Here is a 16942-nt window from a genome sequence, read left to right as displayed (position 1 = left end):
GCGGTCTCCGGTGATTGGCTGAAAGGGAAAGGCCCGCGCAAGGCGCGGGCCAAAAGATCATTTCAGATCCTGAATTTCCTGAATCAGACCCTTGCGCCACAGTCCTTCGGACTCGATCGCGGGTACTGCCTCCAGCGAAGCCTTGCGGAAACTTTCGACATCGGGCTCGTGAATCTCGCCGCCGCTATCCTTGATCATCTGGAGAGTGGCTTGCAACTGCTCGTCGGACTCGTCGGCGGCATGATTGACTGCCGCTTCTGCGGCTTCCATCACGTCGGCACGCCCTTTGTCATCGAGCGACTGCCAGAACGTTTCGTTGACTGCGATAACGTTGCCGGTCATCACGTGGTTCGTCATCGAAATATGCGGTCCGCTCTCATGCATCCGGTTGGCCGCTCCATTGGTCGGCTGGCCTTCCGCCGCATCGACCACGCCGGTTTTCAGCGCCAGGTAGACTTCGCCCCATGCAACCTGCGTCGGCTCTGTGCCGAAGGCGCGCCAAAGCTCAACGTAGGATTTGATGCCCGGAACGCGCATCTTGATACCCTTGACGTCATCGACGCTCATGATTGGCTCTTTGGCAAACATCACACGGGCCTGGGTGGGCGCCACCGTAAGGATGCGAATATTCGCCTTGTCGACGATTTTCTCCTTCATCTCTTCGAAGAGCGGACTGGCTAGAAATTGCCGCATGTGGTCCGCGTCGCGAAAGGTGAAGCCCCAGGACAAAGCCTGAAGGTCCGGCTCCAAAGCCGAGAACCAGTCCAACACCGTTCCGAAGCCCTGAACGTTCCCCTGGCTGAGCTGATCTAGTATCTGCTGTCCGCTGCCCAGTGCGCCGCCGTTAACGTAGTTGACCTTGATCGACTCGTTGCGGCTCCCCAGTTCCTCAATGAATTTGAGGTTCATGTTGTCATTTAGCGATCCGGTCGGATCGACCGCGGTGAGCAACATGTCCTGGGCCGATGCCGAAGCCGCGCTCATGAGCAAAGCCGCTGCGGCAATCTGGGCTGCATGCCGCAGCCTGGAAAAATGAAACATTTATATGGTCCTCCCTGAACACCGCCATGAGCACGATCACTCATGACGATGTGCATTGCTCCTACAATGTGGACATGCTCGTCAATAATTTTCTGAATCCGATGAAAGATTTTTCGACCGATAAGCGTTACACCAAACTGTTTTTATCGTAACAATATTCTGATAATGCTGTGAGAATTTATTTTCATCTGGCTGTTTGGGCTGGGATCACGGCTGTATGGAAAAGTTCAATTTCCCTGAGTGGCGATCAAAAATTATCTACATTGTGATAAATGGCGCTTGAAAGTCGCGCCGTCTAATGGCACTTAATTCCCAACATGTGGGACAGCCAGCTTATTCATTGCGCTCGTAAGGGCCACGCGCTGGGTCTGGCAGTCGGAACGATGATAGGGAGAGAAAACGCATGGCCTTGCCGCCCACAATGACGGCTTATTGCGCACGCCATTATGAAGAGCCTCCCCAGATCGAGCACGACGATGGTGCGTCGACTTGGGTGACGCGCGGCGTCAGCCTCTGTGTGTCGGTTACTCAAGCCAAAGACGGCACCATTCTTGAGCGGACGGCTGAGGATCAGCCCGAAGAGTATATCTTGATCTTACCGGAAAAAGTTTCGGCCTCAATCGAGGCCGGTTCGGAGAAAGTGACGGCGGTCGCCGACAGTCTGACCATCGTCCCTCCGGGGGCGTCCCGGATTACCGTGAGGGGAGAAGGCGTCGTATCCCGGGTCTTTGCGGTCGGTGCGTTGGACATGATGGCGCAGGCGGGGAATGCGCGTGATTTCGCCGCCGGCTACGAGACTGACGTGCGGCAGGCCGAGGCATGGCCAGACCCGCCCGGCGGTTTTCGGATTCGGACATATCCGCTGGCAAAATATGTCGATCCTGACGGAGCACGAATCCAGCCGCGCGTGTTCCGGTCCACAAATATGATGATCAATGTCTTTGCGCCGTGGCATGACCGCCGCGACCCCAAGACGCTTAGTCCGCATTGGCATGATGATTTCGAACAGGCCTCGCTCGGTATATCCGGCGAATTCGTGCATCACATCCGTTACCCTTGGGAGAGTGACTCCACGCGCTGGCATCAGGACGAGCACATTGAAGCCAAAAGCCCTTCTGTTCTGATCATTCCCCCGCCAGCACAGCACACGACGCAGGATGTCGGACCGGGTATTGCCCGTCTGGTCGATATTTTCGCGCCGCCGCGCGCGGACTTCTCCCAGCGGCCTGGATTCGTGCTGAACGAAAGCGATTATCCTGCGCCGGACTGGGTGGGTGACTCAAAAGCAGCAAGCGGTGGCGCACTTGCAGGCTGGCAGAAAGGCTGACGCTGCAACGCCCGCGACGTCGCGGGCGTCTCTAGAATTTCGACATTTGCGGCTCTCTTACGGGCGGCAGGTGCGAAACCGGCGGATATTCCGCCATCGACCCGAAAACGTTCCTTGGGAGGAAACAACAGTGTTTCATAAAACCATGAAATTTGGCCTCGCCGTTGCGACGGCGTTCGGCATTGCCGGCGCAGTTCAGGCGCAGGAAAAGATCGACTATCCGGTTGATAGCGTCCGGCTAGTCGTGCCGCAGAGCGCAGGCGGCGGCACCGATGCCAGCGCGCGCCTGTTTGCCGATATGTTCAACAAATACACCGACGCGCAGATGGTCGTCGTCAATCAGAAGGCCGGTGGCGGCGTGGTCGCTCAACAGACTGTGCTCAAAGGCGCAACCGACGGCGGACAGCTTTATTTCAACCACGCCGCTGACCATGTGGCCAACCTGCTGGGTAAGACGCCGTTCAGCTATAAGGATTTCCGCACACTCGGCACGACAGCAGCATTGAGCGATGTCGTGCTGGTTCCGGCAGACGCCCCTTACAACACGCTTGGTGAGTTGGTCGACTACGCGAAAAAGCATCCCAAGGAACTGACCTATGTGACGCAATTTGGCGGCACGACGGAAGCGAAAGCGAATGCCATCAACAGCGCGGCGGACGACTCCTTCAAAATCGTCGATGGCGGTTCGGGTGCAGACCGGATCGTGCTGCTGCTCGGCGGCAATGCCGACGTCTCGGCTGAGGGCGTCCGGTTCGCGAAGGAACACACCGGTGCAGGCACTTTGAAGGCGCTCGCGGTTCTTCGTGCCGACCGTGACCCACTCGTTCCGGACTGGCCGACAGCTGCTGAGCAGGGCTACGATATCGATATGCCGTATTATTTCACGATTTCGGCGCCAGAAGGCATCGACGATGCTGCGGTTTCGGCTGTCGACGAGGTTCTGGAAAAGCTGCGAGACGACAAGGAATTTGCCGAAAGCCTTGCCAATCTCGGTCAGTCTCCCGCGATCCGCACGAGTGACGAAGCCGGCTCGTTTGTGGAGCAGGAGTACGGCACAATCGAGAAGTTCATCTCCAAGTAAGAGCTTCTGCCGGACGGCCCGGTTTGGCTGGGCCGTCCCCTTTGTCCAGGAACAAAAGCGATGTCTCATTCCAGGCAGGTCAAGCCGGCTGATCTTGTCGCATCCGTCGTGTTTGCAGCACTGGCGGTTTTCGTCGCGATACAGCCTTTTCTCTCAGGTGAGCCTCGACTGAGTCCCGGCGATCCGGGGCCGTGGCTTTTGCCCTTGATCTATGGCGCCGGACTGATCGTTCTGTCGGCAGCGCTTTTCCTGCGCGGGTTGCGTCCAGCACCACTCGGCGCGGATGTTCTGCAGATCGTTGAAGAGTACAACAACGCTGACGGCGACGAAGCCGCTGACGTCGAATCCCCCGATAATCCAGCCGATCAGGAACGCGCGATGCTGCCGCGATTGTTGGCCGTTGCGATGCTCTGCATTGTATATGTCTGGTCGTTCGAGCACCTCGGCTTTTATATCGCCACTGGAGTTTTTCTCTTTCTTTCGATTGTCGCACTCGGCACGCGCGGCATCCGTGACATCGTCGTCGCGATCATCGTCGCAGCCGCCACAACTGCGACTGTCGGGCTGGTTCTGACCCATCTTCTAGAGGTCAGCCTTCCAGTCGGCGATCTCCTCTGAGGTATAGCCATGTTCGATATGTTTCTAACGAATATCGTCTGGCTGATGACGCCGAGCGTACTGCTATTCATGCTCTTTGCCGTCTTGTTCGGCCTGGTTCTGGGTGCTCTGCCGGGGATGAGCGCCACAATGGCTATCGCCATCGTGCTGCCGCTGACCTTCACCCTTGAGACAAAATTTGGGATTGCCCTGCTGATTGGCGTCTACATAGGCGGCGTAACCGGTGGACTGGTATCGGCGACACTGCTCCGTATTCCGGGAACGCCGTCGTCTATCGCCACTACATTCGATGCCTATCCGCTTGCGCAGAAGGGATTTGCGCAGAAAGCACTCGGCACCGCTATGGTCGCCTCCGCCGTTGGCGGGATGATCAGTCTTATGGTGCTCGTTGCCTTCGCTCCGACCATCTCGGCTTTTGCCGTTAAGCTCGGGCCGCATGAATATGCGATGCTGTCTCTGGGCGCCATCATACTGGTCGTCTTTCTGTCGAGCGGTAATTTCATAAAGGGACTGATAGCGGCCATTCTCGGCATGACCATCGCATCGGTGGGTTTCGCGCCAATCGATGGAACGGCTCGACTGAGCTTTGGCATTATCGACATTATGGCAGGCGTCTCGCTCGTGCCGCTGATGGTCGGCCTGTTTGGCGCTTCGCAGGTCATCTCCGGTATTCTTTCGCCAAGCGTTGCATCCGGCGCAAAACTGAAAGTGACCGGACAGGGCATTACCCTCCGGGAATTCCGTGACAACATCAAAAACATGCTGCGCTCTTCAGCCATTGGCGTCGGAATCGGAATTTTGCCTGGCATCGGCGGTTCGGCGTCAAACCTCCTAGCCTACGGCGCCGCCAAACAGAGCGCAAAGGATCCGGAAGCCTTCGGTACCGGTGATGTACGCGGAATTTACGCTTCAGAATCCGCCAATAATGCCAGCGTGGGCGGCGCGCTCTTGCCTCTCATAACACTTGGCATTCCTGGCGATGGAGCGACGGCTATCCTGATCGGCGGCTTCACCATTCACGGCCTTCAGCCCGGACCTCTACTTTTTCAGGAGCAGCCCGATCTGATGTCAATGATCTATGCGGCCTTCGCTATCGCGACGCTGGTTCTGCTGGTTATCCAACTCGGCACGATCCGGCTCTTTCCCAAAGTGCTGCTGACGCCACCTCAAATTCTCAACCCGCTTTTGCTGATGCTGATGGTCGTCGGCACTTACGTTTCGGATAACCGCGTCTTCGATGTCTGGCTGATGCTTGGATTCGCTATTCTTGGCTATCTGCTTGAACGGTTTGGATTTTCACTGGCGCCGTTAATCCTCGGATTCATTCTCGGCCCGATATTCGAGACGAACTTCCGCCGCGCGATGATGTTCTCCGAGGGCAATATGATGGATTTTGTAACCCGACCGATATCTGCGACATTTCTCGGTTTCGTGGTCCTCTTGCTTTTCCTGTCGCTTGGGGGACTGCGGCTGCTAAGACGTTCTCGCGCCTAGTGTTAATTCGGAGAGCCGATAGGCGACCGTGAGCACCTATCCCTGATTGCCAATAGCCTTGGCCAGATCGGCGAATGGAGGGATCGATCTGTTTGGACTGTCGCTTCGGTAGATCAGGTGCAGTTCCGCTTCCACGGGTTTTCTGAGCTTCAGATTGCGGAAGACGATATTGTCGAAACTGGCGTTGCGGGCATCCTGCGGCACGATCCCAATGCCCATTCCGACACTGACCAAAGACAGGATCGACTGCGCGTGATTGACCTGCTGGATTATTTCCGGAAACACCTGCTCATCTCGAAAAATACCATTGAGTATTTGATGCATGTAGGGCGCATCGGCGCGATAGCTGACGAACCTTTCAGCCCTGATATCACTCATGGTCAGACGCCGTCGCGGCGCCAAGGGATTGTCCAGAGGTAAAACGACCGCCAGTTTCTCGGTCCATACGGGAACTGAGACGATGTTTGCCGGAGGGACGACAGGGCGAACCAGGCCAATATCGATCTCGCCAAGCGAAAGGGCATCGAGCTGTTGGGCACCGGTCATCTCGTGAAGCGAGATATCGACGCCCGGATAATCTCTCGCCGCTTTGTCGAGCAGGGTTGGCATGAAGCGGTACGATGATGCACCGATGAAGCCCAACTTCAAAACACCTGTTTGTACGTCGGATCCGCGCCGCAGGTCATCGGCAACCTGGCTGCATTTCTGAAGGATGGTGAGGGCTTCTGGCAGCAGTTGGCGTCCAGCGGCAGATAGCTCGACGCTATGACTGCTACGGTCAAACAACCGTACCCCGAGACTATCCTCAAGTTTGCTGATCTGCCGCGACAATGGCGGCTGGGTCATATTCAGCTTTTGCGCTGCGCGACCGAAGTGCAATTCGCGGGCCAGCGTGACGAAAGAGCGGAGTTGATTGAGGTCCATGGCGATGCGTATCTGGTATCGTTGAAATACCTTAATAATGTTGGATCGGTATCGCAACGGTCATTAATGTCTCGTCAAAGATATTCTGGCCGAGGACTCCCGATGACCGTTGCCCTGGACGCTGCACCTGTATCCTGTCGCGATGGCGATAATGTCGCCGTTGCTGTCGATGATCTGTCGGAAGGGACATCGATTACGCCGGAGGGGCTGCGCGTCGCGACTGCCGTCCCGGGTGGCCATAAGATCGCGCTGACGGATATGGCAGAGGGTGCTGCCGTCAAAAAGAACGGACACATTATTGGTTGGACCATTGCACCGATCGCTGCCGGCGAGATCGTGCATATCGAAAATATGGCGGCAAACCGCAAGCTGCCTGAGATAAGCGCTTCACGGGCTCTCAATCCGGTTCCCGATGCGGATCACGTCAGTTTTAGCGGTTTTCGTCGTGCCGATGGCCGGATCGGTACGCGCAACATAATTGCCGTGCTGATTGTCGGCAATTGCGCGGCCACGGCGGCGCGCCAGGCGGCAGACCTATTCGACGAAGAGACGCTTGAAGCCTACCCCAATGTCGACGCTGTCGTGCCGTTTATTCACGCCATCGGTTGCGGCATGGAAATGACGGGGGAGCCGATGGATCTGCTCCGCCGCACTCTGTCGGGCTATGTTCGGCATCCGAATGTGTTCGGTGCGGTTGTTATGGCGCTCGGCTGCGAGCGCAACAATCTCGGCGTCTTCCTGGAAGAGGAAAAACTGGAAGTCGGCGAACGGCTGAAAACTGTTACGTTGCAGGATGTCGGAGGGGTTGCCAAGGCGGTCGAAACTGCTCGCGGCTATATCGAAGAGATGCTGCCGGAAGCCAATAAATGCGTGCGAGAGACCGTTTCCGCTGAAAATCTTGTCGTTGGTCTGCAGAGTTCAACGGCCGATGGTCTGTCCGGTCTGACCGTGAACCCGGTCATGGGGCGCGTTGCCGACCTCATCGTCGCCAGTGGCGGCACCGTTATTCTATCGGAGACGCCGGAAATCATCGGGTGCGAGGCTGGGTTGCGCGATCGGGCTGAGCCGGGAACCAAGGCTGCGCTGGATGACATCATGGACGAGTGGCAGGAGCGGAGCAGGGGACGCGACACGGTGCTGGCCGGGCGACTGCCCCGCTCGGCGGCCAAACATGGCGTCACGACATTGCTAGAACGGGGTGCCGACGCGCTTGCGAAGCAGGGGTCTTCACCTCTATCGGCGGTCCGTCGCTACGCTCAACCGCTGGGCGCTGCGAAGGGCCTGGTTTTCATGGACAGCCCCGACTTCGACCCTGTCTCGATCACCGGACAGATTGCGACCGGCGCGACAATGATCCTCATGGGGACGGCCACTGGTTCGGTCGCTGGGAGCATGCCTTCACCGACGCTGAAACTGTCGTCGACTACGCATCTATTCGAGCATCGCTCTGCCGAAATGGACATCGATTGCGGGCCTGCGCTGGCTGGCCAAGAGGCTGTCGACGACATCGCGCAGACGGTATTCGCCGCATTGCTGGAGGCTGCTTCCGGCAAGCAGACCAAGAGCGAATATGAAACCATGCGCGAGACGGAATTCGTGCCGTGGTCCATCGGTGTGCTGGCCTGATCGGGAATTGGAGATAGAAAGATGAAAAGCGATACTAGCCCGGTCAATCCATTTATCCGACTGGACCCGGAGGACAATGTCGTCGTTGCCCGCATGCCGGTTCCGGTAGGCACGGACGTGCCGTCCGAGAGCGTCATAACGCTGCAGGAAGTGCCAGCCGGTCACAAGATCGCCGCTCACGACATCAAGGCGGGCGATCCGGTTCTCAAATACAATACGGTCATTGGCTATGCGGCCGAAGACCTGCCGGCTGGCACCTGGATGCACAGCCACAATATCCGCTTCGACGAGGTGGTGAAGGATTACGCCTTCAGTACACGCTACGAGCCGACCGATTTCATCCCGCAAGCCGAGCGGGCCACCTTTGACGGCATCGTTCGCGCCGACGGACGGATCGGCACGCGCAATTATGTCGGCGTGTTTGTGGTCAGCACCGCCAGCAGCACGGCCGCGCGCAAGATTGCCAAATCCTTCAGCGAGACCGATCTGGCCGACTTTCCGATGGTCGACGGCGTGGTCCCTTATGTCCACGAGCAAGGCGACGGGATGGAGTGGACCGGCGAGCCGATGGAACTGCTTCGACGTACCATTGGCGGCTATCTGAAACACGCCAACACGGGCGCTGCGCTGATTATTGCGCAGGGTGGCGAGGTGAACGATCTGGAAGAACTGCTGCAGGATCAGGGACTGGAACGCGGCCCGCGCCTGAAGACCATGCTTATTTCGCAGACCGATGGGTTGCGCTCGGCCATTGCGGCTGGCCGCGAGCTTGTCAAAGAGATGCTCCCCATCGCCAATGAGTGCCATCGCGAGCCCTGTTCAGCCGAACATATCACCGTTGGCCTTCAGTGTGGCGGGTCGGATGGATTTTCGGGACTGTCAGCCAATCCCGCACTCGGCGCTGCGATGGATATTCTAGTGCGCAATGGCGGGACCGCCATCCTGTCCGAGACATCGGAAATCTTCGGTGTGGAACATACATTGACCCAGCGTGCCGTCTCGTCGGAAGTCGGGCAAAAGCTGGTCGACCGGATGAACTGGTGGCTCGAATATAACAGCGGCAAGGATACCCAGATTAACGGCCGCGTCAGTCCGGGAAACAATGCGGGCGGTCTCGCCAATGTTCTGGAGAAGTCGCTGGGTGGCGCCAAAAAGGGTGGCAATACGGGCCTGATGGACGTCTACAAATATGCCGAGCCGGTAACGGCTAAAGGATTTGTTTTCATGGACACGCCCGGATACGATCCGGCTGCAGCAACAGGGCAAATCGCCGGCGGCGCCAATATGGTTTGTTTCACGACCGGCCGTGGTTCCTGTTTTGGCTCGGTTCCGGCTCCGACAATGAAGCTGGCGTCTAACACGCCCATGTATGAACGGATGAAATCGGATATGGACGTCAATTGCGGCCGCATCATCGATGGCGAAACGACGGTCGAGGCGTTGGGGCGGGAGATTTTCGAGCAGCTCTTGGAGCATGCTTCAGGTCGCGAGCCGACGAAAAGCGAAATCTCCGGCATGGGCACCAATGAATTCATGCCCTGGCCGATCGGGATTGTCTGCTGATGGCGACGCCGGGCTATGTCAAGCTGCTGGAGGGCACGCGCCTGCCTCGTATGGCGCCGATAAGGCAGCATTTCGAGGCGATAGAGGCTGGCGATCCAACCGAAGCCGTTCGCAAAGCCATGCAGGAGAGCGATTGCGCTGCCAAGATCCGTCCCGGCATGTCCGTGGCTATTACCGTGGGCAGCCGTGGCATCGCCGCGCTGGACCAGCTTGTCAAAGCGATCGTCTTGGAATTGCGTAAAGCTGGCGCCGAACCGTTCATCGTTCCGGCAATGGGTAGCCATGGCGGTGCGACGGCTGAAGGGCAGGTCAAGGTTTTATCCAAGCTCGGTGTTACCGAGGAAAGCGCCGGCTGTCCGATCCGCTCTTCCATGGATACTGTTGAAGTAGGCCGACTGGAAAACGGTATGCCGGTTGTGATCGACCGTCTCGCTCACGAGGCGGACGGGATCGTTTTATTCAACCGTATCAAGCCCCATACTTCATTCCGTTATTCCAATGAGAGCGGCCTAATAAAAATGCTGTCCATTGGCCTGGGCAAGCAGTCCGGCGCGGATAACTGCCACGCCTGGGGAATTGACTGGGTTGGCCAGATTATTGTCGATATGGCGCGTGTGAAGCTTGAGCGTTCATCGATCCTTTTCGGCATCGGGACTATCGAGAATGCTTACGATCGCCTTTCCGAGGTGGTCGTTTTGCCGCCTGAGGGCATGATCGAGGCTGAGCGGCCTCTTCTTCAGAAAGCCATGCGCAATCTGCCGCGGCTGCCTCTAGGCCCGCTCGATGCTCCATTGGCATCCGGCCCGCTCGACGTGTTGGTGGTCGATGAGATCGGCAAGGAATATGCGGGTACCGGCATGGACCCCAACATTACAGGTCGCGCCTCATCCGACGCGCTTACAGGTGGTCCCGACATTACCCGTATCGCCGTACTCGACGTGTCGGAGCGCAGCGGCGGAAACGCCAATGGCGTCGCGCGCGCGGATGTCATAACGGACCGGCTGTTCGATGCATTCGATCGTGAGGCGGTTTACGCCAATTGTCTGACCTCAAACATGCTCAGTTCCGGCGCACTTCCCGTTTCCATGCCCGACGATCGGAGCGCCATAATGGCTGCAGTGAAGACCTGCGGCGCACGCGATCCCGACCGTATCACCATGCTGCGGATTCCCAACTCGCTACATTTGGAGTACATGCTCGCCTCCGAAACGCTGCTGGACGAGCTATCCTCCAGACATGGCGTCGACATTCTTGGAGAACCGCAGGAGATGGCCTTCGATGCGAATGGCAATCTCGATCATCGCATGTGGGAAACTCTTCATCGATGAGCATCCCCTCCCGCCATATCCATCTCGATCCGGTTGGCGGGATTGCTGGCGATATGTTCATCGCGGCGATGCTCGATGCTCTGCCCGAAATCGAGCCTTTTGTTCTGGCGGAGATTGAGGCGGTGTTGCCGCCAGACCGCGCAAGGGCGACGCTGATACGAGGCAAGAGTGGCGGCATGGCGGTGTCGCGTTTCGCTGTGGAGATATCGGAAAAGCAGCCGATTCATAGAGCCGCGACCCACCATCACCATACGCATTGCCCCGACGAATATTTCACCAGCTTGGTGAAAAGGATCGAGAAAGCGACGATCTCTTCGGAGACCCAGCGCCATGCCCTCGCGATCCTGACGCTGATCGCTCAAGCCGAATCCCGCATGCATGATTTGCCGCTGGACGAAGTCCATTTTCATGAACTCGCCGATTGGGACTCGCTGGCAGATGTCGTTGGCGCTGGCGCTATTATCGGCGCTTTAGGCGGCACAGGCTGGAGCATCGGCCCACTCCCACTCGGTAGCGGTCTGGTAAAGACTGCCCATGGATTTTTGCCGGTGCCAGCTCCCGCCACGGCGGTGCTATTGGAAGGACTTTCGGTAGTCGAGGACGGTATTGGCGGAGAGCGCGTCACGCCGACCGGCGCGGCTATCGCGGCGCATCTGCATGACGGCTTGACGCGTGCGCCTCCTGCGTCGGCCGTGATGGGCAGGCAAGGTATGGGAGGCGGCACGCGCGATCTGCCTGATCGTCCGAATGTCTTGCGCGCATTGGTCTTGGAGACAGCATCTGCCGAACCGGAAGCGCTGCCTATGGCTCACAATGAAGAGCCGCACTCGAACGTCGAAGAGAATATTCGGCTGGCAAGAGAAGCCTCGTGATAAGGCAAGCATGCGCTGCGGGTGACGTGTCCGCTGCCTTCCAAAAACTCAATGGCATATTTGCGAGCGCCGACGGCTGGGCCATTGCCGTCAGCGGTGGGGTGGATTCGGTGACACTGGCGGCTGTAGCGCAACGCGCTGGGCTGTCCGTTGCGCCGGTCATCGTACACGCCGTCTCGCCTGCGGTGCCCTCCGATGCGCTGCCGCGCCTGCAATCGCTTGCCAATGCGGAGCGCTGGGATTTGCGTATAGTCTATGCCGCTGAGCTCGAAGATGCATCATACCGGGCGAACCCCTACAATCGCTGCTATTTTTGTAAGTCTGCACTTTACACCACGATGTTGCGCCAGTTGTCGGATCGTATGGAGAACGGCATGGTGCTGGCTTCTGGCGCAAACATGGATGATCTGGGCGAGCACCGGCCGGGTCTCATCGCTGCTTCGGAACATGGCGTGCGCCATCCGTTGATCGAGGCCGGGATCGGCAAGCCAATGATCCGTTCGATCGCCAGCTACCTCGGCCTCTCCGGGTTTGAATCGCTGCCGGCGCAACCCTGCCTCGCGAGCCGCATCGAGACCGGCATTCCGATAGCGGAAGGTGATCTACGTTTCATAGACGAGCTGGAAGGCCGTTTGCGTGACATTACAGGCCATGAGGCTACGCTGCGCGCTCGTCTGCGGCGCGAAGGCGTCGTCGTGGAACTGGATCCATCGATATATGGAATATCATCCGTGGCGGAAAACATAGATTCTGTATGCGCGGAGGTTTGCGCAAATGGCGGCTATGTTTATGCCGGATTGCAGCCTTATCGACGCGGATCGGCCTTTGTGAAGGCTTTGGAGACCTGATGGAATTTAAAATGGACTGGGAGCGCGTCGAAAGGATCGGCCTGCCTGAGGCGGTGCATGCCCAGTCCAAGACGCCTGAACAGATATCTGCTGTCGTCGAGGAGGCTCGGCAAAAGGGCCTGGCTCTTCTTGTGACAAGGCTCGAAGAGCAGAAGTACCATTGTCTCGGGCAGGAACTGCAAACTCTGCTCGACTACGATCCCCTTTCGCGTACGGCGATCCTGCCCGGTGCTAAAATCGAGCAGTCGTTGGATATCCGGGTCGCCATCGTTACCGGAGGGCTCGCCGATATGCGAACCGCACGCGAAGCGACCCGTACGCTGGAATTCAGCGGGATTTTCTGCACGGAATTTCCGGACATCGGCGTTGCAGGCTTGTGGCGTTTGATGGAACGTCTCGATGAAATTCGAACATTTGACGTAGTGATCGCGGTCGCGGGTATGGAGGGCGCAATCTTTTCGGTGCTGGGAGGCCTCATTTCCGCTCCACTGATTGCGGTTCCTTCTCCTGTAGGAGATGGCGTGGCGGAGAAGGGGCAAGCGGCTCTCACATCGGCTCTGGCGAGTTGCGCTTCGGGCATTGTAACCGTCAATATCGGCAACGGGTTCGGTGCGGCGCACGCAGCCATGCGAATGGGCAAGCTTCGATCGCATGTCGTCAATCAGGATCGTTGACGATAAGAGCCATTAAAGCCGCTGGCGGTCTTACGGAGAATTTGGCGGAGCGGCGACGATACTTGGCAGCTCCGCCTTTGCATTCAGCTTAAAGAGCCGCACCTTCCGTCGACGTCGCAACGGTCCGTTCGCGTGCGGCATCGGACAGAGTGAGGCCGAAGCCAGGACGCTCCGGTAACCAGATCCGTCCCTCCTTTAGTTCGAAGCGCTCATCGAACAGGTCTTCCAGCCAGTCGAAATGTTCTACCCATCCATCGGTCGGATAGGCAGTTACCATCTGCAGGTGTTGCTCCATTACGAAGTGCGGTGCGAGCATCACTTCCTGACTACGCGCCAATTCCATCACCCGCAGGAATGGCGTGATCCCGCCAATTCGCGGGGCGTCGACCTGATTGACGCTAACGCCCGCCGCTATAAGCTGAGCGTGCTCGGCGTATGATGTCAGCATTTCGCCGGTGGCAATGGGTGTGTTCAGCGCCGCAGCAAGCTCACCATGCCCTTCATAATCACGAGCATTCAGCGGTTCTTCGATAAAGGTGAGTCCCATATCGTCGACCTTGGAGCAGAAGGCGCGGGCCTGAGAGCGGGTCCATTGCTGGTTTGCGTCAATCATCAACGCTACGTCGGGGCCAATGGCATCGCGGACCGCCTCGATCCGTCGGATGTCTTCGCGCCAGTCAGGCTGTCCGACCTTCATCTTGATCCCGCCGATACCTCGCGCGACCGATTCCTTTGCGGCGGCCTGCATCTCGTCGATCGAGGCCTGGAGGTATTGTCCACCGGAGTTGTAGACCTGCGCGCCGCGGCGATACGTACCGAGGAGGTCGGCAAGGGTTAGATTGGCCCGTCGAGCCTTCAGATCCCAGAGAGCCGAATCGAACGCCGCTATCGTCTGATAGGCGGCTCCGCCTGCACCAAGAGAATTTGTCCGCCAGGCCAACCTGTCCCACGCATCCTGAATCGCTGCGGTTGGAAGGCCGATTAATGTCGGCGCGATTTCCTTTGCAAGAGCATAGAGCGCCGATCCTCCGGCCCGAAGCGTGTAGCCGAATCCGATGCCGGTCTTCCCGTCACTATCTATAATTTCAACGGACAGCACATCGACTCGCGTAAGAGGGGTTTGTCGTCCGGTCGCGACCTTTGCATCGGAGAACGAGGTCTTCAGCGGTTGCTCGACCTGGGATATTTTCAGACCCTCAATGGTCGACATGGCAGTTGTTTCGGTCATATTCGCTTCACTCCCTGCGTGACGTGCAACTAGTATATTAGTCTGAAATATGTTGCAACTTGTCAAAGTTGCGGCAGTTGATAGAAACTGCGGCAGCAACGAGGTGTACGGATGAGAACAACGTAATGGCCAGCGAAACGCTACGATGGTTCGCGCGTGCCGAATCCTCCGCGCCCCAACCGGCAGCCGCGCGTACGCTGGAATCACTGCGCCACAGGATTATCTCCTTCGAGCTCCCGCCAGATACGGTTCTCAGTCGCAACGAGCTTGCCCGTCAATACGAGATAAGCCAGACCCCACTGCGAGACGCTCTCCAGATCCTTGAGGCTGAGGGACTGGTCAGTATCAAGCCGCAATCGAAAACAGTCGTTACACGCATCGATGCCAGCGTGATTGGCGAGGCGATGTTTCTTCGGCGCGCCGTCGAGGTCGAGGTCGTGCGAAAACTGGCCGCCGGAATTGCCGATGACGATGTGTCGCGCCTAAGAATGATTGTCAGCCTGCAGGAGACGATCTGTAATGGCGATGGAGAGGTCGGAGCCTTTCAGGATCTCGATGAGGCTTTCCACCAAGCCATGATGGCGGCGGTTGGCTATCCCGGTATCCATAAGATTATCCGCGCCAATTCGGGGCATCTTAACCGTCTGCGACGGCTCGATAGTTGGCAGAAGCCCAAGCTCCAGCGTATCGTACGCCAGCATAAGGCCATTCTGGATACGATCCTCGCTTCCGATCCGGTCGCGGCAGAACATGCAATGCGCGATCATTTGTCCAAGACAATTACTCAGATTGGACAATTGCGCAGCGAGCATCCCAATTATTTTCGCGACTGAACCAGCTCTGAGCACTTACCAAGCGAGCCAGAGATATCGGGTTTAGAGAACCTTGCCCGGGTTCATCAATCCCTTGGGATCGAGCGCGCTTTTGATTTGCCGCATCACTTCAATGGCGACCGGATCCTTGTAGCGGTGAAGGTCTTCGCGCTTCGTCCGACCAATCCCATGTTCGGCCGAAATGGAGCCGCTCATGCGGTTGACGATATCGTGCACGATACGGTTGACGCTGGCGTATTCAGCTAAAAAGTCTGCGTCCGACATATCTTTCGGACGCGTGAAGTTGAAATGCAGATTGCCGTCGCCGAAATGCCCGAAATAGCACGGTCGCACATTTGGAACATGATCGAGACAGGCAGCCACTGCCTCCTCGATAAACTCCGCCAGCTTCGACACGGGCAACGATACATCGTGCTTGATCGAAGCGCCCTCAAACTTCTGCGATTCGGCAATTCTTTCACGTAGTTGCCAAAGCGCTTCATTCTGTGTTTCGGATGCACCGATCACCGCGTCCAGAACTGCGCCCGTTTCGAAGGCTTCCGTCAGCGTTGCTTCCAGTCGACTGCGAAGTTCGTCATCCGGATTTATGCTACTCAGTTCTATCAGACAGTAACAGGGATGAATATCGCCGAACGGGTCGCTGCCGCCCCCATGGTCCAGCACAGTCTGGAGGGCGAACCGGTTGATGAATTCGAAAGCTGAGAGAATGTCGGCATTTTTGGTGCGCATCATGCCGTAAAAGTCGAGTGCCGCCTGCGAATCGGTGCAAGCTGCAAGAGCGGTCATACGCTGCACGGGTTTCGGAAAGAGTTTCAGCACCACTGCAGTTATGACGCCCAACGTTCCTTCCGAGCCGATCAGCAGATTTTTCAGATCATAGCCCATATTGTTTTTACGAAGGCCGTTCAGATCACTAAGGATACGGCCGTCCGGTAACACGGCTTCAATTCCCAGGACGAGATCGCGCGTGTTGCCGTAGCGAAGCACGGCTGTGCCGCCGGCATTGGTGGCCAAATTTCCTCCGATCTGACAGGAACCTTCCGAAGCAAGCGAGAGCGGGAAGAGGGCACCGGCGTCGTCCGCTGCCTGCTGGATTTCAGCCAGAATACAGCCTGAGCCAGCGGTTATCGTTGCATTGACACGGTCGATGTCGAAAATCTTGTTCAGTCGACCGGTACTCAGCACAATACCGCCATTCGGTACGCCACCACCGACAAGTCCAGTATTGCCTCCTTGAGGGACGATCGAAACGCCAGTCTCGTAGCAGAGGCGCACGACTTCCGAGACCTGCTCGACATTTGCCGGTCGAACAAGAGCCAACGCGTTGCCCTTATATAGGCCACGCTCCTCCGATAGTGCGCCCGCAAGCGCTGTTCCTTCAGTCAGAACATGTTTGGAGCCAACGGCCTTTCTCAGCCTATCGAGCAGCAACGTTTCGCCATCGGTGGGCTCATTGCATGCCGAGTGTGCACCTTTGATAGACAT

At 57.6% G+C, this 16942-nt stretch carries 16 protein-coding genes; 12 read left to right on the top strand and 4 right to left on the bottom strand.

Annotated features, from left to right (window positions below; translation table 11 throughout):
* Positions 1-57 precede the first annotated feature (57 nt).
* Positions 58-1041: a TRAP transporter substrate-binding protein gene (locus NIM86_RS09140; protein ID WP_253381300.1), complete on the bottom strand. Its 984-nt coding sequence runs from the start codon at positions 1039-1041 to the stop codon at positions 58-60.
* A gap of 26 nt (positions 1042-1067) precedes the next feature.
* Between NIM86_RS09140 and NIM86_RS17190 the strand changes: the two genes are divergently transcribed.
* From NIM86_RS17190 to NIM86_RS09120, 5 genes are all read left to right on the top strand, one after another.
* Entirely contained in the window at positions 1068-1193 is a 126-nt protein-coding gene (locus NIM86_RS17190) for a hypothetical protein (RefSeq protein WP_256478420.1), read from the top strand.
* Between the two features lie 251 nt (positions 1194-1444).
* Complete coding sequence (locus NIM86_RS09135; protein WP_253381298.1) at positions 1445-2368, top strand: hypothetical protein; 924 nt, start codon at positions 1445-1447, stop codon at positions 2366-2368.
* A 130-nt stretch (positions 2369-2498) separates the two neighbouring features.
* Positions 2499-3449 carry a tripartite tricarboxylate transporter substrate-binding protein gene (locus NIM86_RS09130; RefSeq protein ID WP_253381296.1) on the top strand — a complete coding sequence of 317 codons (951 nt, stop codon included), beginning with the start codon at positions 2499-2501 and terminating at the stop codon, positions 3447-3449.
* Between the two features lie 60 nt (positions 3450-3509).
* A complete protein-coding gene (locus NIM86_RS09125; RefSeq protein WP_253381294.1) occupies positions 3510-4067 on the top strand; it encodes a tripartite tricarboxylate transporter TctB family protein in 558 nt (185 codons plus the stop codon).
* 9 nt (positions 4068-4076) lie between these two features.
* A complete protein-coding gene (locus NIM86_RS09120) occupies positions 4077-5561 on the top strand; it encodes a tripartite tricarboxylate transporter permease (protein ID WP_253381292.1) in 1485 nt (494 codons plus the stop codon).
* Positions 5562-5597: 36 nt separating this feature from the next.
* Here NIM86_RS09120 and NIM86_RS09115 read toward each other — a convergent pair whose 3' ends face one another.
* On the bottom strand, positions 5598-6485 hold the full coding sequence (locus NIM86_RS09115; protein ID WP_253381290.1) for a LysR family transcriptional regulator: 888 nt from the start codon (positions 6483-6485) through the stop codon (positions 5598-5600).
* Between the two features lie 102 nt (positions 6486-6587).
* Here NIM86_RS09115 and NIM86_RS09110 point away from each other — a divergent pair, with 102 nt between their 5' ends.
* From NIM86_RS09110 to larB, 6 genes are read left to right on the top strand one after another with little or no spacing between them, the layout of a single operon-like run.
* The gene (locus NIM86_RS09110) at positions 6588-8111 is read left to right on the top strand and encodes a UxaA family hydrolase (RefSeq protein WP_253381288.1); all 1524 of its coding nucleotides are present in this window, start codon (positions 6588-6590) and stop codon (positions 8109-8111) included.
* Positions 8112-8132: 21 nt separating this feature from the next.
* Positions 8133-9674 carry a UxaA family hydrolase gene (locus tag NIM86_RS09105; protein WP_253381286.1) on the top strand — a complete coding sequence of 514 codons (1542 nt, stop codon included), beginning with the start codon at positions 8133-8135 and terminating at the stop codon, positions 9672-9674.
* On the top strand, positions 9674-11002 hold the full coding sequence (locus NIM86_RS09100) for a lactate racemase domain-containing protein (protein WP_253381284.1): 1329 nt from the start codon (positions 9674-9676) through the stop codon (positions 11000-11002). The genes NIM86_RS09105 and NIM86_RS09100 overlap by 1 nt, the downstream gene beginning before the upstream one ends.
* A complete protein-coding gene (larC, locus tag NIM86_RS09095; protein ID WP_253381282.1) occupies positions 10999-11874 on the top strand; it encodes a nickel insertion protein in 876 nt (291 codons plus the stop codon). The genes NIM86_RS09100 and larC overlap by 4 nt, the downstream gene beginning before the upstream one ends.
* Positions 11871-12722 carry an adenine nucleotide alpha hydrolase gene (locus tag NIM86_RS09090; RefSeq protein ID WP_253381280.1) on the top strand — a complete coding sequence of 284 codons (852 nt, stop codon included), beginning with the start codon at positions 11871-11873 and terminating at the stop codon, positions 12720-12722. The genes larC and NIM86_RS09090 overlap by 4 nt, the downstream gene beginning before the upstream one ends.
* Complete coding sequence (gene larB / locus NIM86_RS09085) at positions 12722-13396, top strand: nickel pincer cofactor biosynthesis protein LarB (protein WP_253381277.1); 675 nt, start codon at positions 12722-12724, stop codon at positions 13394-13396. Before NIM86_RS09090 ends, larB begins: the two co-directional genes overlap by 1 nt.
* 88 nt (positions 13397-13484) lie before the next feature.
* Here the strand turns inward: larB and NIM86_RS09080 are convergent, their stop codons facing one another.
* Positions 13485-14624 (bottom strand): mandelate racemase/muconate lactonizing enzyme family protein, encoded by a 1140-nt coding sequence (locus NIM86_RS09080; RefSeq protein ID WP_253381275.1) that lies wholly within the window; start codon positions 14622-14624, stop codon positions 13485-13487.
* A gap of 125 nt (positions 14625-14749) precedes the next feature.
* Here NIM86_RS09080 and NIM86_RS09075 point away from each other — a divergent pair, with 125 nt between their 5' ends.
* Complete coding sequence (locus NIM86_RS09075) at positions 14750-15457, top strand: GntR family transcriptional regulator (RefSeq protein WP_253381274.1); 708 nt, start codon at positions 14750-14752, stop codon at positions 15455-15457.
* A 42-nt stretch (positions 15458-15499) separates the two neighbouring features.
* Here NIM86_RS09075 and NIM86_RS09070 read toward each other — a convergent pair whose 3' ends face one another.
* A complete protein-coding gene (locus NIM86_RS09070) occupies positions 15500-16942 on the bottom strand; it encodes an FAD-binding oxidoreductase (RefSeq protein ID WP_253381272.1) in 1443 nt (480 codons plus the stop codon).

The sequence above is a fragment of the Notoacmeibacter sp. MSK16QG-6 genome, from assembly GCF_024158145.1.
In the GTDB taxonomy this organism is placed as follows: domain Bacteria; phylum Pseudomonadota; class Alphaproteobacteria; order Rhizobiales; family Rhizobiaceae; genus Notoacmeibacter.
The sequence above is the reverse complement of the archived record's forward strand: the minus strand, read 5'-3'. Positions and strand labels throughout refer to the sequence as shown.

Excerpts from the sequence above, each read along its gene's own strand:
- NIM86_RS09140 (WP_253381300.1), bottom strand. The coding sequence starts at position 1,041 with ATGTTTCATTTTTCCAGGCTGCGGCATGCAGCCCAGATTGCCGCAGCG.
- NIM86_RS17190 (WP_256478420.1), top strand. The coding sequence starts at position 1,068 with ATGAGCACGATCACTCATGACGATGTGCATTGCTCCTACAATGTGGAC.
- NIM86_RS09105 (WP_253381286.1), top strand. The coding sequence starts at position 8,133 with ATGAAAAGCGATACTAGCCCGGTCAATCCATTTATCCGACTGGACCCG.
- larB (WP_253381277.1), top strand. The coding sequence starts at position 12,722 with ATGGAATTTAAAATGGACTGGGAGCGCGTCGAAAGGATCGGCCTGCCT.
- NIM86_RS09120 (WP_253381292.1), top strand. The coding sequence starts at position 4,077 with ATGTTCGATATGTTTCTAACGAATATCGTCTGGCTGATGACGCCGAGC.
- NIM86_RS09115 (WP_253381290.1), bottom strand. The coding sequence starts at position 6,485 with ATGGACCTCAATCAACTCCGCTCTTTCGTCACGCTGGCCCGCGAATTG.
- NIM86_RS09110 (WP_253381288.1), top strand. The coding sequence starts at position 6,588 with ATGACCGTTGCCCTGGACGCTGCACCTGTATCCTGTCGCGATGGCGAT.
- NIM86_RS09125 (WP_253381294.1), top strand. The coding sequence starts at position 3,510 with ATGTCTCATTCCAGGCAGGTCAAGCCGGCTGATCTTGTCGCATCCGTC.
- NIM86_RS09070 (WP_253381272.1), bottom strand. The coding sequence starts at position 16,942 with ATGTCTATCAAAGGTGCACACTCGGCATGCAATGAGCCCACCGATGGC.
- NIM86_RS09080 (WP_253381275.1), bottom strand. The coding sequence starts at position 14,624 with ATGACCGAAACAACTGCCATGTCGACCATTGAGGGTCTGAAAATATCC.
- NIM86_RS09135 (WP_253381298.1), top strand. The coding sequence starts at position 1,445 with ATGGCCTTGCCGCCCACAATGACGGCTTATTGCGCACGCCATTATGAA.
- NIM86_RS09075 (WP_253381274.1), top strand. The coding sequence starts at position 14,750 with ATGGCCAGCGAAACGCTACGATGGTTCGCGCGTGCCGAATCCTCCGCG.
- larC (WP_253381282.1), top strand. The coding sequence starts at position 10,999 with ATGAGCATCCCCTCCCGCCATATCCATCTCGATCCGGTTGGCGGGATT.
- NIM86_RS09100 (WP_253381284.1), top strand. The coding sequence starts at position 9,674 with ATGGCGACGCCGGGCTATGTCAAGCTGCTGGAGGGCACGCGCCTGCCT.